General features: G+C 67.2%; 20 protein-coding genes. 14 read left to right on the forward strand and 6 right to left on the reverse strand.

Going from position 1 to position 22,905, the window contains the following annotated elements:
- Nucleotides 1–33: 33 nt before the first annotated feature.
- From QLQ85_RS18875 to QLQ85_RS18905, 7 genes are all read left to right on the forward strand, one after another.
- A complete protein-coding gene (locus tag QLQ85_RS18875; protein ID WP_282740402.1) occupies nt 34–840 on the forward strand; it encodes an ABC transporter permease in 807 nt (268 codons plus the stop codon).
- Between the two features lie 67 nt (nt 841–907).
- On the forward strand, nt 908–2,560 hold the full coding sequence (locus tag QLQ85_RS18880) for a GMC family oxidoreductase (protein WP_282740403.1): 1,653 nt from the start codon (nt 908–910) through the stop codon (nt 2,558–2,560).
- Between the two features lie 201 nt (nt 2,561–2,761).
- A complete protein-coding gene (locus QLQ85_RS18885; RefSeq protein ID WP_040185674.1) occupies nt 2,762–2,968 on the forward strand; it encodes a cold-shock protein in 207 nt (68 codons plus the stop codon).
- Between the two features lie 190 nt (nt 2,969–3,158).
- Nucleotides 3,159–4,928 carry an SLC13 family permease gene (locus tag QLQ85_RS18890; RefSeq protein ID WP_282721164.1) on the forward strand — a complete coding sequence of 590 codons (1,770 nt, stop codon included), beginning with the start codon at nt 3,159–3,161 and terminating at the stop codon, nt 4,926–4,928.
- A gap of 87 nt (nt 4,929–5,015) precedes the next feature.
- Nucleotides 5,016–5,684 (forward strand): alpha/beta hydrolase, encoded by a 669-nt coding sequence (locus QLQ85_RS18895; RefSeq protein ID WP_282740404.1) that lies wholly within the window; start codon nt 5,016–5,018, stop codon nt 5,682–5,684.
- A 193-nt stretch (nt 5,685–5,877) separates the two neighbouring features.
- Nucleotides 5,878–7,344, forward strand: a complete 1,467-nt coding sequence (locus tag QLQ85_RS18900; protein ID WP_282740405.1) for a sensor domain-containing diguanylate cyclase — start codon at nt 5,878–5,880, stop codon at nt 7,342–7,344.
- A gap of 97 nt (nt 7,345–7,441) precedes the next feature.
- Nucleotides 7,442–7,666, forward strand: a complete 225-nt coding sequence (locus QLQ85_RS18905; protein WP_282740406.1) for a hypothetical protein — start codon at nt 7,442–7,444, stop codon at nt 7,664–7,666.
- Between the two features lie 164 nt (nt 7,667–7,830).
- On the opposite strand, the gene QLQ85_RS18910 is transcribed toward QLQ85_RS18905, so the two are convergent.
- Complete coding sequence (locus QLQ85_RS18910) at nt 7,831–9,240, reverse strand: PhoH family protein (protein ID WP_282740407.1); 1,410 nt, start codon at nt 9,238–9,240, stop codon at nt 7,831–7,833.
- A 420-nt stretch (nt 9,241–9,660) separates the two neighbouring features.
- Here QLQ85_RS18910 and QLQ85_RS18915 point away from each other — a divergent pair, with 420 nt between their 5' ends.
- The 4 genes from QLQ85_RS18915 to QLQ85_RS18930 all read left to right on the forward strand — a co-directional run bounded on the left by QLQ85_RS18915 (nt 9,661) and on the right by QLQ85_RS18930 (nt 12,104).
- Complete coding sequence (locus tag QLQ85_RS18915) at nt 9,661–10,038, forward strand: CidA/LrgA family protein (RefSeq protein ID WP_282721169.1); 378 nt, start codon at nt 9,661–9,663, stop codon at nt 10,036–10,038.
- Nucleotides 10,035–10,745: an LrgB family protein gene (locus QLQ85_RS18920; RefSeq protein WP_282740408.1), complete on the forward strand. Its 711-nt coding sequence runs from the start codon at nt 10,035–10,037 to the stop codon at nt 10,743–10,745. The genes QLQ85_RS18915 and QLQ85_RS18920 overlap by 4 nt, the downstream gene beginning before the upstream one ends.
- 128 nt (nt 10,746–10,873) lie before the next feature.
- Entirely contained in the window at nt 10,874–11,446 is a 573-nt protein-coding gene (locus QLQ85_RS18925; protein ID WP_282740409.1) for a sugar O-acetyltransferase, read from the forward strand.
- Between the two features lie 103 nt (nt 11,447–11,549).
- Nucleotides 11,550–12,104, forward strand: a complete 555-nt coding sequence (locus QLQ85_RS18930) for a YdeI/OmpD-associated family protein (RefSeq protein WP_282740410.1) — start codon at nt 11,550–11,552, stop codon at nt 12,102–12,104.
- Nucleotides 12,105–12,274: 170 nt separating this feature from the next.
- Here the strand turns inward: QLQ85_RS18930 and nirD are convergent, their stop codons facing one another.
- The 5 genes from nirD to QLQ85_RS18955 all read right to left on the reverse strand — a co-directional run bounded on the left by nirD (nt 12,275) and on the right by QLQ85_RS18955 (nt 18,570).
- Nucleotides 12,275–12,649, reverse strand: coding sequence for a nitrite reductase small subunit NirD (nirD, locus tag QLQ85_RS18935; protein WP_282740411.1), 375 nt, complete (start codon nt 12,647–12,649; stop codon nt 12,275–12,277).
- Nucleotides 12,650–12,836: 187 nt separating this feature from the next.
- A complete protein-coding gene (gene nirB / locus QLQ85_RS18940) occupies nt 12,837–15,356 on the reverse strand; it encodes a nitrite reductase large subunit NirB (RefSeq protein ID WP_282740412.1) in 2,520 nt (839 codons plus the stop codon).
- Nucleotides 15,353–16,654, reverse strand: a complete 1,302-nt coding sequence (locus QLQ85_RS18945; protein WP_282740413.1) for an NAD(P)/FAD-dependent oxidoreductase — start codon at nt 16,652–16,654, stop codon at nt 15,353–15,355. Before QLQ85_RS18945 ends, nirB begins: the two co-directional genes overlap by 4 nt.
- 252 nt (nt 16,655–16,906) lie before the next feature.
- A complete protein-coding gene (locus QLQ85_RS18950; protein ID WP_282740414.1) occupies nt 16,907–17,944 on the reverse strand; it encodes a CmpA/NrtA family ABC transporter substrate-binding protein in 1,038 nt (345 codons plus the stop codon).
- Between the two features lie 26 nt (nt 17,945–17,970).
- Nucleotides 17,971–18,570, reverse strand: a complete 600-nt coding sequence (locus QLQ85_RS18955; RefSeq protein ID WP_282740415.1) for an ANTAR domain-containing response regulator — start codon at nt 18,568–18,570, stop codon at nt 17,971–17,973.
- A 415-nt stretch (nt 18,571–18,985) separates the two neighbouring features.
- Here QLQ85_RS18955 and QLQ85_RS18960 point away from each other — a divergent pair, with 415 nt between their 5' ends.
- The 3 genes from QLQ85_RS18960 to arfA all read left to right on the forward strand — a co-directional run bounded on the left by QLQ85_RS18960 (nt 18,986) and on the right by arfA (nt 22,857).
- Nucleotides 18,986–21,748 carry a nitrate reductase gene (locus QLQ85_RS18960; RefSeq protein ID WP_282740416.1) on the forward strand — a complete coding sequence of 921 codons (2,763 nt, stop codon included), beginning with the start codon at nt 18,986–18,988 and terminating at the stop codon, nt 21,746–21,748.
- Nucleotides 21,705–22,625, forward strand: a complete 921-nt coding sequence (gene cobA / locus QLQ85_RS18965) for a uroporphyrinogen-III C-methyltransferase (RefSeq protein ID WP_282740417.1) — start codon at nt 21,705–21,707, stop codon at nt 22,623–22,625. Before QLQ85_RS18960 ends, cobA begins: the two co-directional genes overlap by 44 nt.
- A gap of 82 nt (nt 22,626–22,707) precedes the next feature.
- Nucleotides 22,708–22,857 (forward strand): alternative ribosome rescue factor ArfA, encoded by a 150-nt coding sequence (gene arfA, locus QLQ85_RS18970; RefSeq protein WP_282740418.1) that lies wholly within the window; start codon nt 22,708–22,710, stop codon nt 22,855–22,857.
- The last annotated feature ends 48 nt before the right edge of the window (nt 22,858–22,905 follow it).

Genomic DNA, 22,905 nt, shown 5'->3' on the forward strand with positions numbered 1-22,905 from the left:
AGCAGCGTGGCAAAGGCGTCAGGCGGGGGCAGGATGAGCTCTCAGCGACTGCTGGCCTTCGGGCTGCGTTTCTATGTGGTGGTGTTCTTCGCCTATCTGTTCCTGCCGCTGCTGGTGATGGGGGCGGCCACCTTCAACGACAGCCGCTTTCCCACCGTGACTCCCTGGGACGGCACCACCCTGCGCTGGTTCGGCGAGCTCGCCGCCGACGGCGGCATGTGGCAGGCGCTGACCAACAGCCTGATCGTCGCCGTCGGGGTGCTGGTGGTGGCGGTGCCCATCGGCATCGCCACGGCGCTGTTCCTCAACACCGTCTCGAGCCGCGCCAAGCCCTTCCTCTACGCGTTGATCCTCTCGCCGCTGCTCACCCCGGGGGTGATCATCGGTATCTCGACGCTGATCTTCTGGCGCCAGTTCGGCGTCAGCGGCGGCATCTTTCTCACGGTGCTGGGCCAGGCGACCTTCATCGCCGCCTACGTGATGCTGATGGTCACCGCCCGGCTGCAGCGCTTCGACCGCACCATGGAGCGCGCCGCCCTCGATCTCGGCGCCAGCCAGTGGCAGATGTTTCGCCGCATCCTGCTGCCCTATCTCAAGCCGGCGATCTATTCGGCGGCGGTGATCGCCTTCCTGCAGTCCTTCGAGAACTACAACACCACGCTGTTCGTGGTCGGCTATGACACCACCCTGACGGTCTATATCGCCTCCAAGGTCCGCACCGGCCTGACCCCGGCTGTCAACGCCCTGGGGCTGGTCCTGATCCTGTTCACCGTGGTGCTGGCCGTTGCCTACGAGGTGAAGCGGCGGCGTGAGGCGGCCGGTGCCGTGAAGGGCGTATAGTCGTCATCCACAACAACGAGGCGCTGGCCCGGCACGCCGAACCCGGGCCAGCGAGAGAGAGCACGTCATGGCCGAGCAGGAATTCGACTATATCGTGGTGGGCGCCGGCACCGCCGGCTGCCTGCTGGCCAACCGCCTGAGCGCCGACCCCGCCAACCGGGTGCTGCTCATCGAGGCGGGCGGGCGCGACAACTACCACTGGGTGCATATCCCGGTGGGGTACCTCTACTGCATCAACAACCCGCGTACCGACTGGTGCTTTCGCACCGAGCCGGATGCCGGCCTCAACGGTCGCTCGCTGATCTATCCGCGGGGCAAGACCCTGGGCGGCTGCTCGAGCATCAACGGCATGATCTACATGCGTGGGCAGGCCAGGGACTACGACGGCTGGGCCGAGGCGACCGGTGACGAGGCCTGGCGCTGGGAGAACTGCCTGCCGGACTTCATCAGGCACGAGAACCACTATCGCCTGGATGAGAACGCCGACGCCGACGGCGAGCACCGGCGCTTCCATGGCCACGGCGGCGAGTGGCGGGTGGAGCGGCAGCGCCTGAGATGGCAGGTGCTGGACGCCTTCGCCGAGGCGGCGGTCCAGGCCGGGATTCCCCGCACCCACGACTTCAACCGCGGCTGCAACGAGGGCGTCGACTACTTCGAGGTCAACCAGCGTGCGGGCTGGCGCTGGAACACCGCCAAGGCCTTCCTGCGCCCGGTTTGCGCGAAGCGCAGCAACTTCGTGCTCTGGCACTCGACCCAGGTGCGGCGGCTGCTGTTCGAGGACGGGGAGGGCGGCCGGCCGCGGGTCAGCGGGGTGGAGGTCGAGCGTGGCGGCCAGGCCCACAGGGTGAAGGTACGTGGCGAGGTGATCCTCTCCGCCGGCGCCATCGGTTCGCCACAACTGCTGCAGCTTTCCGGCATCGGCCCCGTCGACCTGCTCACCGAGCTCGGCATTCCCGTGGTGTGCGAGCTGCCCGGGGTCGGCGAGAACCTGCAGGACCACTTGCAGATCCGCTCTGTCTACCGCCTCACCGGGGCCAGGACCCTCAACACCCTGGCCGCGTCATGGCTGGGCAAGGCGCGCATCGGGCTGGAGTATTTGCTGCGCCGCACCGGCCCCATGAGCATGGCGCCCTCCCAGCTCGGGGCCTTTACCCGCAGCTCCAGCGAGTACGAGCACCCCAATCTCGAGTACCACGTCCAGCCGCTGAGCCTGGAGGCCTTCGGCCAGCCGCTGCACGACTTCCCGGCGATCACCGCCAGCGTCTGCAACCTCAACCCGACCAGCCGCGGCACCGTACGCATCCGCAGTCGCGACCCGCACCAGGCGCCGGCGATCGCGCCCAACTACCTGAGCACACCGGAGGATCGCCAGGTGGCGGCGGACTCGCTGCGGGTGACACGGCGCATCGCCGAGCAGCCGGCGTTCGCGAGATACGAGCCGGTGGAGGTCAAGCCCGGGGTGCAGTACCAGAGCGACGATGACCTGGCGCGGCTCGCCGGCGATATCGGCACCACCATCTTCCATCCGGTGGGGACCACGAGGATGGGCCGTGACGACGATCCCCGGGCGGTGGTCGACTCGCACCTGCGGGTGCGCGGCGTACAGGGCCTGCGGGTGGTCGATGCCGGCGTCATGCCGACCATCACCAGCGGCAACACCAATTCGCCGACGCTGATGATCGCCGAGAAGGCGGCGGGCTGGATCCTTGCCGGCGCGTAACTTTCTTGTCATGCGGTGCAAATAAGATTTGACGTGCGCCCGGCAAGGGGGCATGCTGCGTGCAGTTGGTTAGCAAGTGGAACATCGCAAGCGGTCATCGAAATGCTCATGGCGTCGATTTCCCGGTGAAAGTTTCTTGTTTTACCCACTGCAACTCGGGTATTTCCCGGCACAATCAAACGCTATTCGAGGAATTCGATAATGGCTACCGGTACTGTCAAGTGGTTCAACGACACCAAAGGCTTCGGCTTCATCTCTCCGGACGACAACGGTGACGACCTGTTCGCTCACTTCTCCGAGATCAAGGCCGAAGGCTTCAAGTCCCTGCAGGACGGTCAGAAGGTCTCCTTCGACGTCACCCAGGGCAAGAAAGGCCTCCAGGCTTCCAACATCCAGGTCATCGGCTAATCGCCATTCGATCTTGATGTGACTGCCTCACGGCAGTCGAAGAAGGCCCGCGCAAGCGGGCCTTTTTGCTGTGCGGAGACTCGCTTTTATTATTCATTTATCGAATAGATGAATTTCTAAAAATAACTTTTTAGAATATACGATGGCGTTCACAATAGGCCGGTTGTCCTCCTGAGTGATCGGATGCCCCATGCCGCTGGATGCCTGGATTTCCCTCGTCGTCGTTATCGCCGTCTTCCCGCTGATGGCCTTCTCTCGCCTCGGCCCCGATATCGTCCTGCTCGGGGCAGTGATCCTGCTGCTGACACTTGGGGTGATCGACGCCGATCAGGCGCTCGGCGGCTTCTCCAGCAGTGGCCTGTTCACCGTGGCCTTCATGTACGTGCTGGTCACCAGCATCCGCGAGACCGGTGGCATCGATCTGATCATCCGCCATGTACTGGGGCGGCCTCGGGGCGAGGGCAAGGCGCTGGCTCGCCTGCTGCTGCCGGTGGCCTCGCTGAGCGGTTTCCTCAACAACACGCCGGTGGTCGCCACCTACATCCCGGCGGTGCTGAGCTGGAGCCGACGGGTGGGCGTGCCGGCGCATCGGCTGCTGATGCCGCTCAGTTTCGCCTCGATCCTCGGCGGTACCATCACCCTGTTCGGCACCAGCACCAATCTGGTGGTGCATGGCCTGCTGATCGATCGTGACCCCTCGCTGGCCATGGGGCTGTTCGACATCGCCTGGGTGGGCATACCGGTGGCCGTGGTCGGCCTGGCCTACCTGATCCTGGTGGGGCCACGGCTGCTGCCGGCGCGGCGAGGGGCCGAGGCGGTCTTCGAGAACCCCCGCGAGTTCACCATCGAGATGGAGGTCGATGCCTCCGGTCCGCTGGTCGATCGCACGGTGGAGGAGGCCGGCCTGCGCCACCTGCAGGAGCTGTTCCTGGTGGAGATCGAGCGCGATGGCAACGTGGTCAGCGTGGTGGGCCCCGGTGAGCGTCTCAAGGGCGGCGACCGGCTGGTCTTCGCCGGCACCAGCGAGGGCGCGGTGGAACTGCAGCAGGTGCGCGGCCTGGTGCCCACGCGCCAGGGCGAATCCAGCCTGGAGAAGGACTTCAAGGAGCGCCGCCTGGTCGAGGCGGTGGTCTCCAACCAGTGCCAGTTCGTCGGCCAGCGCATCCGGGACGGCCATTTCCGCACCCTCTATGGCGCCGCCGTGCTGGCGGTGTGTCGTGGCGGCGAGCGGGTCGCCGGCAACCTCGGCCAGGTCCGCCTGCAGCCCGCCGACGTGCTGTTGCTGGAGGCTCGGCCACCGTTCATCGAGCGCCATCGCCAGTCGCGGGACTTCCTGCTGATCAGCCAGGTCAATGGGGCGGCGCGTCCGGTTCACGAGAAGGCCCGGCTGGCCTGGAGCATCCTCGGTGGCGTGGTGCTGCTGGCCACCCTGGGGGTGATGAGCATGATGAATGCCGCGATGCTGGGGGCGGCCCTGGCGTTACTGACCGGCTGCTGCTCGGTGGGAGCGGCCAAGCGTGGCCTCGACGCCCAGGTGCTGCTGACCATCGCCGCCTCCTTCGGGCTCGGCGCCGCACTCGAGGCCTCCGGGGCGGCGGCCGTCCTGGCTGGCGCCGTCCTCGACCTGGCCGACGGCAACCCGTGGACGCTGCTGGTGGCGGTCTATGTGCTGGTGGCCCTGCTCACTGCCCTGGTCACCAACAATGCGGCCGCCGTGATCACCTTCCCCATCGTCATGGCCAGTGCCGACAGCCTGGGGGTCGATCCCATGCCCTTCGTGGTGGCGGTGATGTTCGCCGCCTCGGCGAGCTTCCTCACGCCGATCGGCTACCAGACCAACCTGATGGTCCACGGCCCGGGAGGTTACCATTTCAGCGACTTCCTGCGCCTCGGCGGGCCGCTCAACCTGCTCACCGGGGCAGTGGCGTTGACCCTCATTCCGCTGATCTGGCCCTTCTGAGGCGCACCGTCATCTCGCCGCCGTTCGTCGATTGCGGTAGGGTGTCGGCTTTCGATCGCCCCATTCACTGTCCCCGGAACCGACCCCATGAGCACTCCTGGTGAACTGATCATCGAGCCGCGCAGCGGCCGGCCTGCCGACGCCTGTGTCTTCATCCTGCATGGCCTCGGTGCCGACGGCAGCGATTTCGAGCCGCTGGTGCCGGCGCTCCCGCTGCCCAGCGACGACGCCGTGCGTTTCATCCTGCCCCATGCCCCACGCCTGCCGGTGACCATCAACGGCGGCATGGTGATGCCGGCCTGGTACGACATCCTCGAGATGAACCTCGACCGCCGCATCGACGAGCGGCAGCTGATGGCCTCGGCCGAGCGCATCCAGGCCCTGATCAGCGAACAGATCGCACAGGGCATCGACAGCCGCCGAATCATCCTCGCCGGTTTCTCCCAGGGGGGCGCCGTCGCCTACCAGGCGGCGCTGTCGTTCGCCCAGCCGCTGGGGGGGCTGCTGGCCCTGTCGACCTACTTCGCCACCGCCGACAGCATCGAGCTCGCCGAGGCCAACCGCGGCCTGCCCATCGAGGTGCATCACGGCAGCTTCGATCCGGTGGTGCCCGAGGCGTTGGGCAGGGCCGGTTTCGAGAAGGTCCGGTCGCTGGGCTACCCGGCGAACTACCGCCGCTATCCCATGGCCCATGCGGTCTGCCCGCAGCAGGTCACGGATATCGGCACTTGGCTCTCCGAGCGGCTCGCCGCTTGACGCCGTGGCCAAGCTCGCGTCGGCGGGCTCGGTACGACGGGTCAGGATGTCTTGCCGCCGAAGTTGGGGTACTGTAGGCCGAGAAGGCCCACGAGAGGCCGATCGCTTTCGTTGGCGAGACATCCCGGGGTATTTGTGGCGCATGGATAGAGCCAGACCAGGGCGTAGGGAAAGACATGAGGGTCAGCATCGGGTGCGACGCCGCTGGGCGTTCGGCGCCATGGCGGCGCTTGCCCTGGCGTTGATGGTCGGCGGCGCCGGTGCCCTGTTCGGTGTCTGGCCGGCCCTGGGGCTGGTGGGGCTGGCCCTGGCCGTCACCCTGGTGGTGATCCGGCGCCTCGAGGCCCGCGCCCGCGATCGGCGACGCAGCGCCGAGGAACGCCTGGCCGACCGCCTGCTGGCCGGCTTCCCCGGGGCGGTGATACTGGTCGATGACGCGGGGGTGGTGGAACAACTCAACCCCGACTTCGAGCACCATGCGGGCTACCCGCCCGGACAGCTGCTCGGCAGGCGTGTCACCACCCTGGACGTCAAGCCGCTGCATGGCGACATGCACCATGCGTTGAACTTCGCCGCCGCCCGTGGCCAGCCGTGGCAGGGGGTGCTGGCCTGTCGGCGTGCCGATGGCGAGCGAAGCTATCAGGATACCGTGGTGTTGCCGCTGCTCGAGGAGCCCGACGGCCGACGGCGGTTGCTGCTCGTCCAGCGCGACGTTACCCGCATGCGCCAGCGCTACCTCCACGATCAGATGCTGCTCGAGCAACTGCAGGGTACCGTCTCCCGGCTGCCCGCGGTGATCTTCCAGGCCCGGCAGGATACCAGTGGCCGGATCGGCTTCCTCTACCTCAGCGAGGAGCTGCAGCGGCTCTGTGGCTTGAGTCCGGAAGCGGTGCTGGACGATGCCGTTCGGCTGCTCAAGCGGGTCCACCCGGAGGATCGCGACCGGCTCACCGCATCGATCGCCCAGTCGTCGGTGAGCCTGGAGCCCTGGTGGCTGGAGTACCGGCTGGTCGTGCCGGACGGCGTGCGCTGGCTGGAGGGCCGGGCGGTACCTCGTCGCCGGCGTGACGGCCAGACCTTTTGGGATGGCCTGCTCATCGACATCAGCGATCGCAAGCAGGCCGAGCTGCGGGTCCAGCAACTGATCGGCACCGACATGCTCACCGGCGCGCTCAATCGTCGCGCCTTCTTCGAGCAGGGGGAGGCCGTGCTCGCCCTTGCCGAGCGTCATGGTCGTCGGGTGCCGCTGGCGATGCTCGACCTGGACCATTTCAAGCACCTCAATGACACCCATGGCCACGCGGCCGGCGATCTGGCGCTGCAGGCCTTCGCCATGAGCTGCCGTGACAGCCTGCGACCGTACGATCTCTTCGCCCGCATCGGTGGCGAGGAGTTCGCGGTGATACTGGTCGACAGCGACCCCGATCAGGCCTGGGAGATTCTCGAGCGTCTGCGTCAGGCGGTGGAAGCCATCGAGCTGGAAGTGGATGGCGTGATGCTTCGCTTCACCGTGAGCCTCGGGCTCACTATCCTCGAGCCGGGCGGCAGCCTGGACGGTGCGTTATCCCGGGCCGATCGGGCGCTCTACCGCGCCAAGCGCGAAGGCCGCAACCGTATCAGCGGCCAGGGCCCCTCCGTCACGCCCCGCGGTGTTTCGTGACGTGACCGGATTGGCATCCTCACCTTGAAGGGCGCAGGATAACCCCCATGACTGGAGAAGAGCCCTCGTTTCCCGCCATGGCATGGAGGAGGTGAGCATGCCCGATCTGTCTACCGATTTTCGCCTGCCGGTGGCCTGTCCCAACTGTGGGAGCCATCGCATGCGGGTCTCCCAGGTGAAGAATCCCGACGACAAGGTGTTCTGTGCGTCCTGCAAACGCTACGTCTGTCTCTATCACGAGGCCCAGACCGTGCTGCAGCAGGGGCCGGGCAGTGACAGCGAAGCGTTGATCGAGAAGGCCGCCAACAGCCCCTCCGACTGACCCGAGGGGATGTCGGCTCGTGTCGCGGTCCGTGCCGAGGGGTGGCTACGCCGCTACGCGGCGGTGTGGATGATGGTCATCGCCATCGTGCTGGCGATGACCATGTTGGGCCCTGCCTGAGGGCCGGTCGACGTGCCCGAGCGACCCGTGGCGCCCCGGTGGGTCTAGAGCATCTCCTCCCCGGCCAGCGCCAGACGCGAGCGCTCGACGCTCTTGAGGGTGACGTGACCGGCGTGGGGCCAGTCGCGGAAGCGCTGGACCACGGCCGCCATGCCGCAGGTGTTGGCGGTCAGGTAGGGGGTGTCGATCTGGCCGACGTTGCCCAGGCAGACGATCTTGGTGTTGCGGCCGGCCCGGGTGACCAGCGACTTGAGCTGCTTGGGCGTGAAGTTCTGTGCCTCGTCGATGATCAGGAAGGTGTCGTTGAGGGTGCGCCCGCGCATGAAGCCGGGGGCACGGATCTGCACCCGCGAGCCGAGCAGTTGACGGGTGGCGCCGTTCTCCCAGTTGCTCCCGCCATCCTCGTCGCGCAGCAGGTTGTCCATGTTGTCGTGGAAGGCGCCCATCCAGGGCGACATCTTCTCCTCCTCGGTGCCGGGCAGGAAGCCGATGTCCTCGCTCATGGAGATCGGCGCCCGGGTGAAGACGATGCGCTCGAAGCGCTTGGTGTCCAGGGTCTGCTGGAAGGCGGCGGCGAGCGTCATGAAGGTCTTGCCGGTACCGGCGCTGCCGGCGATGGTGACCAGGTCGATGTCGTCGTCCATCAGCAGGTTGAGGGTGAAGTTCTGGCGGCTGTCATGGGCATGCACGCCCCACACGCTGGCGCCGTGACGGTAGTTGGTCAGCAGTTCGAGGCTGGCCTGTTGCGGGCTGACCTCGCGCACGATGGCCTCGAAGCTGGCGCCGTTGTCGCTGTCGGAGACCAGCATGCCGAGGTGCCACTCGGCGGGGATGTCGCCGGCGAGCTGATAGACCACCTTGTCAGCATGGCGCTCGACCCGTACGTCGACCTTCAGGCTGTCCCACAGGCCGCTGCCGTCGTGACCCGCATCGGGGTAGATCCGGGCGCCATCGATCATGGCGTCGGAGTCGTCGAAGACGCGGTCGTTGAGGTAGTCCTCCACCGGCACGCCCAGCGCCGCGGCCTTGACCCGCAGGTTGATGTCCTTGGTGACGAGTATCACCGAGGCATCGGTGCGCTCCTCGCGCAGCCGGAAGGTCTCGGCGAGAATGCGGTTGTCGGGGCTGTCGGGCAGGGGGTCCAGGGGCTTGAGGTCGTTGTAGCACAGCAGGCGCAGGCGTCCCTCGGGGCCCGCGAGCCGGGTGATGGGAATGCCGTCGCGAATCAGGTCGACGTTGACGTTGGCGGTCAGGTCCGAGAGGGTGCGGCTGACCTGGCGGGCAGTACGGGCGATCTCGCGGATACCGTTCTTGTGCTTGTCGAGCTCCTCGAGCACGGTCATGGGGATGACCACTTCGTGCTCGTCGAACTGGTAGAGGGCGGCGGGGTCGTGGATCAGGACATTGGTGTCCAGCACATACAGCCGGGTGGCCTTCTTGTCGATGCGTACCATCGGCGCAGCTCTCCTTGTCGTCATGGTGTCGACACTCACCGCGCACGATGTCAACCATGTGACAGGGCGCTGGTCGTGCCGTCCTACTTAGCGCGTCTGTTCACCTCCTGTTTCTGCTTGGACACTGGATATGTCCATGCGATCAGCATGGACATGAATTGTTTATGCTGCAAAGCAGTGCGATCAACGCTCTCTCAGCGAGATGCCTCCGTATCCGTGTAGACGCTCTCCACGCCAAGAGTGCCATCGGTGTCGATCCGGTGGAAGAGGGTATCGCGATGGCAGCCGATGCCCGCGCCGGCCTACTCGCGCCAGAACGATAGCGTGTTAACATAATTGGCGATTCGTTCAGAATCTCGCTGCCTTGCCAAACGCCGGCAGCAAGCGGTTTCCACCTGTCGTTGCTATTGCGGAGATGGCATGAAGCTGTTGCGTGGGTTCCTGTGGCTGCTCGGTTTCCAACTGCTCGGCCATGTCGTCGTCGAACTGCTGTCCCTTCCTGTTTCCCACGCCATGGCCGGGCTGCTGTTGCTGCTGGCCTGGCTGCTGGTGAAGCGACGGTTGAATGAAAGCGTGGCCACGGCGAGCCAGGCGCTGATACCGCTGCTCGCCATGCTGATCATGCCCGGGGTGGTGGGCGTCTTCTTCGTGATCGACGAGTTCGCCGGCCACTGGACCGCGGTCATGGTCGCCCTGGCCGTGGGCACCTTCCTCAGCGTGCTGACCACGCTCTGGCTGATGTGGCGCTTCATGCCCAGGGAAGCCGCGAACATGGACGAACGGAATCCCCGGGCATGAACGGGCTCCACGCCTCGCTGCTGAATACCCCGATACTCGCCGTTGCGCTGACCCTGGCGGCCTATCTCGGCGGTATTCACCTCTTCGAGCGGCTCGGCCGGCCAAGCTGGTGCCCGGCGGTGCTGATCGGCGCCGTGCTGACGGCGGCAAGCCTGTGGCTGCTACGCTTTGATTACGCCGACTACCAGCGCAACGTCGCCTGGCTGACCCTGCTGCTGGGCCCCGCCACCGTGGCGTTGGCGGTACCGCTCTACCAGCAGCGACAGCATATCTTTGCGCTATGGAAGCCGATCCTGTGCTGCCTGCCGCTCGCCGCTGTGCTGGCGGCTTTGTATTCCGTCTTGATCGCCTGGCTGCTGGGGGCGCCGCCTGTCGTGCTGGCCTCGCTGGCGCCGAAGTCGGTCACCGCCCCCCTGGCCATGGGCATCCTGGAGCAGATCGGCGGCTCACTCTCGCTGATGCTCGGTGGCCTGCTGATCACTGGCGTGCTGACCACCATCTTCGTCTCGCTGCTGGCCAGACTGCTCAGAATCACCGATCAACGTATCCTCGGCTTCGCGCTGGGCGTGAACGGCCACGCCATCGGCATCGTCCGCGCCTTCGAACTCGGCCCCACGGCCGGCGCCTTCGCCTCGCTCGGCATGAGCCTGACGGGGGTGTTCACCGCGCTGTTCCTGCCGCTGGCGTGGCGCCTGCTGGGCCTGTGACGTGACGCTGCCGTTGGACGGTGCGTTCGCCGGTCCGCCCAGCACGAGACCGTTCCCATCGGGTGATCTAGAGTGAGTCAGTGCTTGCTGGATGGGTGGGCTGCTTACCGCCAACGGATGAGGAAACGATGCGCACGGAAAAAGAGAAGATGCTGAGCGGCGATCTGTACGACCCGCTCGACCCGCAGTTGGCCAAAGAGCGGCATCGCGCCCGCCTGCTGATGAAGGCGTTCAACGACTCCCGCGACGACCAGGGGAGGGAGCGCAAGCGGCTGCTGCTCGAACTGTTCGGCGCCATGGGCAAGGGCAGCTTCCTCGAGCCGCCTTTCTACTGCGACTACGGTAGCAACATCACCCTGGGCGAGCGGGTCTTCTTCAACTTCAACTGCGTGATCCTGGATGTGGCCCAGGTCACCATCGGCAACCACGTGCTGTTCGGCCCCAATGTGCAGGTCTATACCGCCACCCACCCGCTCGATGCCGAGCAGCGCCGCAGCGGCCTGGAAGCCGCCAGGCCCATCTCCATCGGCGATGATGTCTGGATCGGCGGCGGGGCGATCCTCTGTCCCGGCGTCACGATCGGCGCCCGCTCGGTCATCGGCGCCGGCAGCGTGGTGACCAAGGACATCCCCGAGGATGTGTTTGCCGCTGGCAATCCGTGCCGGGTGATACGCGCTCTCGAAGGTGGCGAATCGTGTTGAAAGGGCTGCGGTGTAAGTAAGCGCTGACTGGGGTGAAGCCGTCAGCCCATTGACAAGGAGCAAGGATGCAATGAAAAGAATAAATCCAAAAGTGGAAGCGCTCTTGAACAAGACCGAGTGGCAGGAAGAGAGAAAGAAGCTGAGGGCGGTGCTCCTTGATTGCCAACTGGACGAAGAGGTGAAATGGGGAAAGCTGTGCTATTCGTTCCAGAAAGGCAACGTGGCCATGATCTTCGGTATGAAGACATACTGTGCGCTGGGCTTCTTCAAGGGTAGCTTGTTGCAGGACCCCGAAGGCATTCTCGTCGCACCGGGAGAGCATTCCCAGGCGATGCGCCAGATTCGCTTTGCCCAGGCGCAAGAGATCGATGCGCGGGAAGCCACCTTGAAGGCCTATCTCCAGGAAGCTGTCGACGTGGAGAAGGCCGGCCTATCAGTGGATTTCAAGGAGAAGCACGAGCTGGAATACCCGGAGGAGTTCCGGCTCGTGCTGGATGACAACGCTGCCCTGAAAGCCGCCTTCGAAGCACTCACGCCGGGACGACAAAGGGGCTATATCCTGCATTTCTCCGGCGCCAAGCAGTCCAGTACGCGAACGTCGAGAATCGAGAAGTGCATCCCGAGCATTCTCGAGGGAAAGGGCTTGAACGATCGCTGATCCCGGGTATGTCAGGTGAGTAAGTACTGACTGGAGGGCTTGTTGCAGCCTTGCTACCTGATGCGAAGTCCTTGCCAGGGAATCGGCCATGGGTAACGAACACTCACCAGTCTCACCACCAGCATCCACCGCTTCTATCCGCCGGCACTCCCCGAGTACCGGCGGCTTCCTCACGCCTCGATCCACACCTCATCGCCCTTGAAGCTTACCTTCCAGCTGCGCAGCGCGACGCTGTCGTCTTCCAGGCATTGGCCGTCTTCCAGGCGGAAGTGCTGCTTGTAGATCGGTGAGGCGACGACGAGCTGGCCCTTGAGGTCGCCGACGATGCCGCGGGCAATGACGTTGGCGTTGGAGAAGGGGTCGTGATGGTCCAGGGCGTAGAGTTCCTGTTCGTGGCCGGGGAGGTAGAAGAGGGCGACCTGGGCCGGGCCTTCGGCGGTTTCCACCCAGGCGGCGACGCCGGAGAAGGGCACCAGGTCGGCGTGGGTGCAGAGGGTTTGCCAGGTCTGGGTCATGGTCTTGGCTGCTGCAGTTGCGTTGGACATGGAAAACTCCTTGTGTTCGGTTGGCGAGTTGCCGGCGCTGGGAGACCCTCCGGGGTCAGACCCCGGCGGCGGTGATGCCGCCCGCGAACGGCACGACACTGGCCTCGGTAACCCGGTTGGGGTCTGACCCCGGAGGGGCGGCCTCGGCGCCTTTTATCGGCTGACCAGGGGCGTTGGGCCCGGCTCATCAGGCAGGGCGGAGCTGGCCGCGCTCGGTGGTGTAAATGATGTCCGGGTCCGGGCGCGCGTCGTTGACGAAGCTGCGGAAGCGCTTGAGCTTTTCCGGGTCGCTGATGGCGTTGGCCCATTCGCACTCGTAGGCGTCGATGACGGCCTGCATCTGCCGATCGAGCTCTTCGCCGATGCCGAGGCTGTCCTCGAGGATCACCCGCTTGAGGTAGTCCAGGCCGCCCTCGAGGTTCTCGCGCCATACCGAGGTGCGCTGCAGGCGGTCGGCGGTGCGGATGTAGAACATCAGGAAGCGGTCGATGATGCGGTAGAGCTGCTCGTCGTCGAGGTCGGTGGCGAAGAGTTCGGCGTGGCGCGGGCGCATGCCGCCGTTGCCGCAGACATAGAGGTTCCAGCCGTTCTCGGTGGCGATCACGCCGATGTCCTTGCTCTGGGCCTCGGCGCACTCGCGGGTGCAGCCGGAAACGCCGAACTTGATCTTGTGCGGGGCGCGCAGGCCCTTGTAGCGGTGCTCCAGCTGGATCGCCATGCCCACGCTGTCCTGCACCCCGTAGCGGCACCAGGTGCTGCCCACGCAGGACTTCACCGTACGCAGCGACTTGCCGTAGGCGTGGCCGGTCTCGAAGCCGGCTTCGATCAGCTCGCCCCAGATCGCCGGCAGGTCTTCCAGGCGGGCGCCGAACAGGTCGATGCGCTGGCCGCCGGTCACCTTGGTATAGAGCTCGTACTTCTGCGCCACCTGGCCCAGCACCACCAGCTTGTCGGGGGTGATCTCGCCGCCCGGCACGCGGGGAACGACGGAGTAGGTGCCGTTCTTCTGCATGTTGGCCATGAAGGTGTCGTTGGTGTCCTGCAGCGGGATGTGCGCCGCATCGGTGATCGGCTCGTTGAAGCAGGAGGCCAGTATCGAGGCCACCGCCGGCTTGCAGATATCGCAGCCGAGGCCCGGGGTGTGTGAAGCGCCATGCTTCTCGACCAGCTCGCCGAAGGTCTTGATGCCCTCCACTCGCACGATGTCGTAGAGCTCCTGACGGGTATGGGCGAAGTGCTCGCAGAGCGACTTGTCGACCTCTACGCCGCGGCTCTCGAGTTCATGGTCCACCAGGTTCTTGAGCAGGGCGGCACAGCCGCCGCAGCCGGTGCTGGCCTTGGTGGCTCCCTTCACCGCGCCGAGGTCAACGGCGCCGGCGTCGATGGAGGCGCACACGTCGCCCTTGGAGACGTTGTGGCACGAGCAGATGGTCGCGGTCTCGGGCAGGGCGTCCGGCCCCAGCGCCGGGGCGGCTTCGCCACCGGCGGGCAGGATCAGTGCGGCCGGGTCCTCGGGCAGTTCCATGCGGTTGGCGTAGTACTGCAGCAGGGTGTCGTAGTAGCTGTTGTCGCCCACCAGCATGGCGCCCACCACGCGCTTGCCGTCGCTGGAGACCACCAGCTTGCGGTACTGCTGCTTGATGGGGTCGAGGAAGCGATACATGCGGGCGCCGGGGGTGCGGTCGCCGTGGGCGTCGCCGATGGAGCCCACGTCGACGCCCATCAGCTTGAGCTTGGTGCTCATGTCGGCGCCGCCGAAGGTCATGCCGCCTTCCAGCAGGGTGGAGGCGGCGGCCTTGGCCATCTGGTAGCCGGGAGCCACCAGGCCGAAGATGCTGTTGTTCCAGAGTGCGACTTCACCCACGGCGAGAATCGCCGGGTCGCTGGTCAGGCAGTTGTCGTCGATCACCACGCCGCCGCGTTCGCCCATCTCCAGGCCGCCGTCGCGGGCCAGTTCGTCGCGGGGGCGGATGCCGGCGGAAAACACGATCAGGTCGGTCTCCAGCACTTTCTCGTCCTGGAACACCATGCGGTGGCGGCTGGCCTCGCCGTCGACGATCTCCTGGGTGGCGCGGCCGGTAAGCACCTGCACGCCGAGCGCCTCGATCTTCTCGCGCAGCAGTTCGCCGCCCTCGCTGTCGACCTGCATCGGCATCAGGCGCGGGGCGAATTCCACCACGGCGGTGTCGAGATTCAACCCGCGCAGGGCGTTGGCCGCCTCGAGGCCGAGCAGGCCTCCGCCCACCACCACGCCGGTGGTGGCCGTCTCGGCCGCTTCACGGATGGCGTCGAGATCCTCCAGGGTGCGGTAGACCAGGCAGCCGTCGCGATCGTTGCCGGGAATCGGCGGCACGAAGGGGTAGGAGCCGGTGGCCAGCACCAGTCGGTCGTAGCGGTAGCGGCCCTGGGGGGTCAGCACTTCGCTGCCGTCGCGGTCGATGGCGGTCACCGCCTCGGCAAGGCGCAGCTCGATGCCGTGCTCGGCGTAGTAGTCGGCGGTGGACAGCGCCAGCGAGTCGGCATCGCGGCCGCTGAAGTACTCGGAGAGGTGCACCCGGTCGTAGGCCAGGTGGCGCTCCTCGCCGAAGACGATGACGTGGTAGCGCTCGGTGGCGCCACGCTCGACCAGCTGTTCGACCAGGTGGTGGCCGACCATGCCGTTACCGATGATGATCAACTGCTGTTTGTCGGAATTTGGCGTGTTCATGCGGCCTCCTTCAGGGGGCTGTCCTGGGGTTCGGGGGAGTCGAGAAGCAACTGGGCGTCGGCGGCGCCGAGCAGCAGCGCCTGGCGGCAGGGGCCGAGATCGGTGCCGGCCAGGGAGCGCTCGAAGTACCAGGGCCCCATGGCGGTGTCGCCATAGAGCACGGCACCCTCGATGCGTCCGTTGCGCAGCAGCAGGCGGCGGTAATCACCCTGCTCGGGGTCGTGGTAGGCGAGCACCTCGTGGTCGTCGTCGGGATCAATGGGGCCGAAGGCATAGAGCGAGACGCCGCTGATCTTGAGCTTGGTGGCGGTGGGGGCCTCCCGGTAGCCGGCCACGGGGGCGTCGCCGGGACGCTGGCAGAGCCGCTCGACGAGGACGTCAACCTGACGCCAGATCGGCTCGACCAGGCCGTAGAGCTGGCCCTCGAACTGGCAGCACTCGCCCAGGGCGTGGATCGCCGGGTCGGAAGTGGTCAGGTGGGCGTCCACCAGGATGGCGCGCTCCGTGGCGAGTCCGGCCTGGCGGCCCAGCTCGGCGTTGGGGGTGATGCCGATCGCCACCACCACGCAGTCGGCGGGCAGCCGGGTACCGTCCTCGAGGCGCACCTCGTGCACCCGGCCCTGGCCGTCGTCGAGGAGCGCGGCGATGTTGGCCTCGGTGAAGATGGTCAGACCGCGGCGGGTCAACTCCGCCTCCAGCAGGGTGGCGGCGGTGGCGTCGAGCTGGCGGTTCATCAGCCGGTCGTCGCGCTGGATCAGGCTGACGTCCATGCCGCGTTTGCGCAGCCCCTCGGCGGCCTCCAGGCCGAGCAGGCCGCCGCCGATCACCACGGCGTTGCCGCCGGCCTCGGCGGTGCGGGTCAGGGCGGCGGCGTCGTCCAGGTCGCGGAAGGCGCGTACCCCGTCGAGCTCCAGGCCGGGCAGCGGCGGCATGGCCGGGCGCGAGCCGGTGGCCAGTACCAGGCGGTCGTAACCGAGGGTGCGACCGGCATCGGTGGTGAGGCGGCGTGCCTCGCCGTCGAGGGTCGCCACACGCTCGCCGAGGATCAGCTCCACGCCCTGCTCGGCGTACCAGTCGGCCTCGCGCAGGGTCAGGGCATCGCGGGTCATTTCACCGGCGAGCAGCGGCGAGAGCAGGATGCGGTTGTAGGCCGCTACCCGCTCCTCGCCGATCACGGTGATGCGGGCGGGGCGGTCGTCGCGCTTGAGCAGCGTCTCGACCAGCCGGTGGCCGGCCATGCCGTTACCAACGATCACCAGGTGCTCGGTCGCCGGGGAGTCGGGATGTCGATGACGCATGTCCTGACACCTCTCTTCTTTGATGCAGAAATGATGAAACGAAAAAGACGCCTCGGCGCCGCCTCCCTTCGGGGAGTGCGCAGAGACGTCTTCGTCATGATATGGCGTGCGATCGCCATTGATCGCCTGGTGCCGTTACTCAGTCAAGAATCCGGCCAGAATGCCAGGAAGCTCAGTTTTTTTAAGTTAATTCATGTGGTTGTGAGCGGGCTGGTGTGCCAATGCCAGCCTGGTCAGGCGTGCTGTTGCACATCAGTGGTGCGTGGCCGCATCGAAATGCACAGGGCTGTAGCACTCCTCCAGGGTGTGCAGATCGAGCGTGCGGCCGTGGTCGCGCATGTGCCGGCCGATGTGCTCGGCGAAGCGGCCCGCTGTCGCGGGGGAGGGGCGGAGCACACCCTCGCCGTGGAGGCGCTGGTGAATCGGCGCCCTGTCCAGCCCCAGGCCGTCGAGGTGGCAGATCGAGCGGTCGAGATAGGGCGGCAGGGCGAGCCAGTCCCGTGCCCGGCGCCCATGCTCGGGGGATTCGGCGAGCCAGGTGCTCGCCCGCTCCAGGGCGCGGATCAGCGCCGCCTGGGTGGCCGGGTAGCGCCGCGCCCAGGAGCCGGTCACGCCGAGCACCTTCTCCGGATGGTCGGGCCACAACTGGGCGCCGGTGGCGACCAGCCGCCCCGCGCCGCGGTGGCGGGCCAGGGTCCCCCAGGGCTCGCCGGCGCAGAAGCCGTCGATGCGCCCCTCCTGCAGGGCTTCCACCATGCGGGGGGGCGGCAGGGCGATGAGCTCCACCTCTCGCTCGGCGTCGATGCCCGCCAGCGAGAGCCACTCGCGCAGCAGATAGTGCTGGCAGGAGAAGGGATAGACCATGGCCAGGCGGGGGCGACGTTCGCCCGCTTGCCGGCGCAGCCAGTCGCCCAGCGCGCGTGCGCCCATCGCGGGATCCTCACCGAGTGCCGCGCCGCTGTCGCGGCAGAGCGTCTCGGAGAGCGTGAGGGTATTGCCGTTGCGGCTCAGGATGATCGGTGCCCGGGCATCGCAGGGCGCCCGGCCCAGTCCCAGGCTCATGGCCAGCGGTAGTGGCGCCAGCATCTGGGCGCCATCGAGCAGGCCGGCGGCGACCTTGTCACGCAGCGTCGACCAGGCGTTCTCCCGCGACAGCGAGACCTCGAGGCCCTGCTCGGCGAAGAACCCCCGCTCCCGGGCGATGATCAGCAGGGCGGCATCCAGCAGGGGAATGAAGCCCAGGGTCAGGCGTTCCAGTTCGGGGGATGGCGGCATGGCCGTCGTGCTCATGGCTGTCTCGTTCATGACAGGGGCCCCTACTCGGGTGATCGAGGGTTCAGGCGTTCGAGAATGTCGATGACGCTGTCGGCGACCTCGGCCAGTCGTTGGCCGCGATCCATGGCCAGCTTGCGCAGCATGCGATAGGCCTGCTCCTCGTCGCAGTCCTGGTGCTTCATCAGCAGGCCCTTGGCGCGTTCGATGCGTTTGCGGTCGGCCAACTGGTTACGCGCCTGGTCGAGCTCCTGGCGCATGGACTGGAAGGCATCGAAACGGGCGATGGCGACCTCGATGATGGCCTTGACCCGGCCGGGCACCAGGCCATCGACCACGTAGGCGCTGACGCCCGACTGCAGTGCCGCCTGCATGGTATCGGGGTCGTGCTGGTCGGCGAAGAACACCACCGGACGCGGGTTCTCGCGATTGAGCAGGGCCATGCTCTCCAGGGTGTCGCGATCGGGCGATTCCATGTCGATGATCACCACGTCGGGCTGGTGGCGGGCGACCATCTCGTTGAGGCTCGCCGGGCTCTGCAGATGGCAGATGACCGTATGACCCTCGCTGGTGAGGGCCTCCTCGACCATGGCGGCGCGCACGACCTCGTCGTCGATCAGCAGGATGTTCAGGGGTGGTGGCATGGCTGTGTCGCTCGTCGTGTTGCGTGCGTTTACTGCACTGCAAGATGCATTCCAGTTACCGCTACCTCGAGGCGGGACGCCAGTCCCGGGCGGGTGGGAGGGAAGCGTGGCCGTCGTGTCGAGGGCTGTCGGCACCAGGGTGGTGCATGGTGTGGCCGGTCATGATAGTCATTGGTGCGGTGGGCGAGAGCCAAGGTTCCCGGCAGGGGGGGCGAGGGAGCCTCAGGTCTTTGGAGTGACAGCAGAAATTACAGCATGGCATGTGTGTTGCTTGAGGGGTGGCACTAGCTGATCACACGGTAAGGAGAGCCATGCCGGCTCTCCGACCAGGCAACGACGCCCGCCAACGGTCCCCTGCTCAGGGGGGTGTTGGCGGGCGTCGCCGTTTCCAGACCTACCGCGACAGGAGATCGTCATGCATCAGGCCCGAACCACCTGCCCCTACTGCGGCGTCGGCTGTGGCGTGCTGGCCTGCGTGGAGAACGACCGGATCACCGGGGTGGACGGCGATGCCGATCACCCGGCCAACTTCGGGCGGCTGTGCGTCAAGGGCTCGGCACTGCACGAGACCCTGGGAGACCACGGCCGACTGACCCGCCCGCGGGTCGACGGTGCCGAGGTCGACTGGGAGACGGCACTCGACGCCGTGGCCGATCGACTGCAGGCGACTCGCCGCGACCACGGCAAGGGGGCGGTGGCGGCCTATCTCTCGGGGCAACTGCTCACCGAGGACTACTATGTCGCCAACAAGCTGTTCAAGGGCTTTCTCGGTACGCCACACCTGGATACCAACTCGCGGCTCTGCATGGCCTCGGCGGTCGCCGCCTACAAGCGCTCCCTGGGGGCCGATGCGGTGCCCTGCAACTACGAGGACATCGAGGAGGCCGAGCTGGTGGTGCTGGTCGGCTCGAACCTGGCCTGGAACCACCCGGTGCTCTACCAGCGCCTGCGCACCGCCAAGAGTCGCAACCCTCTGATGCGGGTGGTGGTGATCGATCCCCGGGTGACGGACACCTGCGAGATCGCCGACCTCTACCTGGGCCTCAAGCCCGGCAGCGACGCCCGGCTGTTCAACGGCCTGCTGGCCTGGATGGCCGACAAGGGCAGGCTGGACCGCGTCTATCTCGAGAAGCACACCACCGGCTTCGATGACGCCCTGGCCACGGCCCGGGAGGGCGACGGCGCGGTGGAGGCCATCGCCGCCGACTGCGATGTCGACCCGGAACGCCTCGAGACCTTCTTCTACTGGTTCGCCAGCCAACTGCACGTGGTGACCCTCTACTCCCAGGGAATCAACCAGTCCTCCAGCGGTACCGACAAGTGCAATGCCATCATCAACTGCCACCTGGCCGGCGGCAAGATCGGGTTGCCGGGCGCCGGGCCCTTCTCGATCACCGGCCAACCCAACGCCATGGGGGGCCGCGAGGTGGGCGGATTGGCCAACCAGTTGGCGGCTCACATGGACTACCACAGTCCCGGGGCCATCGACCGCGTCACCCGCTTCTGGGCCACGCAGCACCTGGCGCCGGATGTGCCGGACGGGCCGGGCCACAAGGCGCTGGAGCTGTTCGAGGCGATCGAACGAGGCGAGGTGCGGGCGGTATGGATCATGGCCACCAACCCGGCGGTCAGTCTGCCCGACGTTCACCGGGTGCGCCGGGCCCTGGCGAAGTGTCCGCTGGTGATCGTCTCCGAGTGCGTGGCCGATACCGACCTGCTGCCCTACGCCGACATCGTGCTGCCGGCCTCGGGCTGGTCGGAGAAGGACGGCACCGTGACCAACTCCGAGCGGCGCATCTCCCGGCAGCGCGGCATCCTGCCGCCGCCGGGGGAGGCACGTCACGACTGGTGGATCATCACCCAGGTGGCCCGCCGACTCGGGTTCGGCGAGGCCTTCGCCTATGAGCACCCGGGCGAGATCTTCGACGAGCATGCCCGGCTGTCGGGGTTCGAGAACCAGGCCGGCACCGACTCCGCGCGGCTGTTCGATATCTCCGGACTGGCCGGGCTCGACCGGGCGGCCTATGACGCCCTGGCGCCGATCCAGTGGCCGGTGACCGCCGATGTCCCCCACGGCACCGCCCGGCTGTTCGAGGATGGCCGTTTCGCCACCCCGGATGGCCTGGCCCGGCTGATTCCGGTGCGCCCGCATGGGCCGCGGCAAACGCTGAGCGGGACTCGGCCGCTGCGCCTCAATACCGGCCGGGTGCGCGACCAGTGGCACACCATGACCCGCACCGGCCGTGCGCCACGGCTGATGAACCATCGCGCCGAGCCCTTCATCGAGGTGGAGCCCGGCGATGCCGAGGCCTGGGGCGTGCACGACCAGCAACTGGCGCGCTTGACCGGCGCCGGGGGCGACTACATCGGCCGGGTGCGGGTCTCCAAGGCCCAGCGGCGGGGCGAGGTCTTCGTGCCGATGCACTGGACCGGCCAGTTCAGCGGCCGTGCGAGCATGGGGGGACTGCTGGAGGCGCATCGCGACCCCGTTTCCGGACAACCCGAATCCAAGCATGGCGCGGTCTCGCTGGAGCCCCTGGCGGCCGGTTGGGAAGCGACCCTGCTGGTGGCCGACGGCCTGGAAGGCGCAGCCGACTGGTGTGATGCCACCCGCTACTGGGCGCGCATTCCGCTCGGCGGCTGCCAGCGCTGGCAGCTGGCCGGTGGCCGCGCGGATGCGCATGGCGACACGCGCCCCGACTGGCTGGCCTGGCTGGCACAGTACCTGCCGGTGGCCCCGACGCTGTGGTGCGAAGACCCGGCCAGCGGTCGCCTGCGCGCCGCGGGCCTCGAGGCGGGACGCCTGCGCTGGTGGCTGATGGTCGGTCCGCCCGCTGAGCTTCCTGGCCTGGCCTGGCTCGACGAGCGCTTCCAGGAGGCCGCCCGGGGCGACGCCCTGGATGCGGCTCGCCGCCGGCGCCTGCTTGCCGGCTGCGACGATGGCGCCGCCGATAGCGGGCCTGTGGTGTGCAGCTGCCACCAGGTGGGCCGGGCCACCATCGTCTCGGCCATCCACGCCGGCGACACCAGTGTCGAGGCGCTAGGCGCCCGGCTGGCCTGCGGTACCCAATGCGGCAGCTGCATCCCCGAACTGAAATCCCTGATCGAAGAATGTGCCGAAGAGGAGAGGGCCCATGCGCGCGCTGAGCCGAAGCCTGAAAGCATTGACGTTGCCTGATGTCCCAAGCGCCCTGGCACGCCTCGGCACCGCGGCCAGTCGTTACCTGGAGGGGGTGAGGGGGATCACCGGGGGGCAGGGCATCATGCTGCCACTGGGGGGCAATTGCCGTCCCGGTACCGTCTATCTGGTGGGGGCCGGCAGCGGCGACGTGGAGCTGTTGACCCTCAAGGCCGCGCGGCTGCTGATGCAGGCCGATGCCGTGGTCTACGATCGCCTGGTCGGCGATGAGGTGCTGGCGCTGATTCCCGTCGGCCGCGAGCGCTACTATGTGGGCAAGGCCCGGGGCCACCACAGCGTGCCCCAGGCCGAGATCGGCGAACTGCTGGTCAGGCTGGCCGGCGAGGGCAAGTCGGTGGTGCGCCTCAAGGGAGGGGACCCCGGGGTGTTCGGGCGCATGGGCGAAGAGCTCGCCGCCCTGGCCGAGGCCGGGATTCCCGCCGAGATCGTGCCCGGCATCACCGCGGCATCCGCGGCCTGCGCGGGCATGGGCATCCCGCTCACCGACCGGGGCCATGCCCAGCAGCTGCGCTTCGTCACCGCCCAGCAGTGTCGTGCGGACGGCACGCCGGACTGGGCAGCCCTGGCCCGCCGCGACGAGACCCTGGTGTTCTACATGGGACTCGCCAAGGTTTCGGCGATCTGCGCCGGCCTGCGCAGCGCCGGGCTTCCCGACGACTGGCCGATGATGCTGGTGGCCAATGCCAGCCTGCCCGGGCAGCAGGCCCTCGTCGGCACCCTGGCCGATATGCCCGCCAGGCTCGCTGCCGAGCCGCTGCCCTCGCCCTGCGTGATCATGGTGGGCAGCGTGGTGCGCATGGTCGAGGCCAGCCCGGCCAGCCTCGAGCACCGGAGCCGGCATGAGACGACGCCATGACCGGAGTGTCCCGGGGTGGCCCGCCGGCTGGCGGCCACCTCGAGGCCGGCGTATGATCGGCGAGCTCGACAGGAGAGACCCCATGAAAACGAAGAAAGCGAACGGCAAGAGCCGCGGCAACGCCCTGAAGGCGGCGCTGCGCACCCCGATGTTCAAGCTGCAGCAGCAGAAGCCGAAGAAGGGCAAGGGCAGCTATTCCCGCAAGGGGCGGGAGTATCGCCAAGCGGCCTGAACCGGTCATTTCGCGATGCCTCCGCCCTGTCGAAGGCGCCAGCCCCGT

It is taken from the genome of Halomonas kalidii (genome assembly GCF_030010475.1).
Lineage (GTDB): Bacteria > Pseudomonadota > Gammaproteobacteria > Pseudomonadales > Halomonadaceae > Halomonas > Halomonas heilongjiangensis.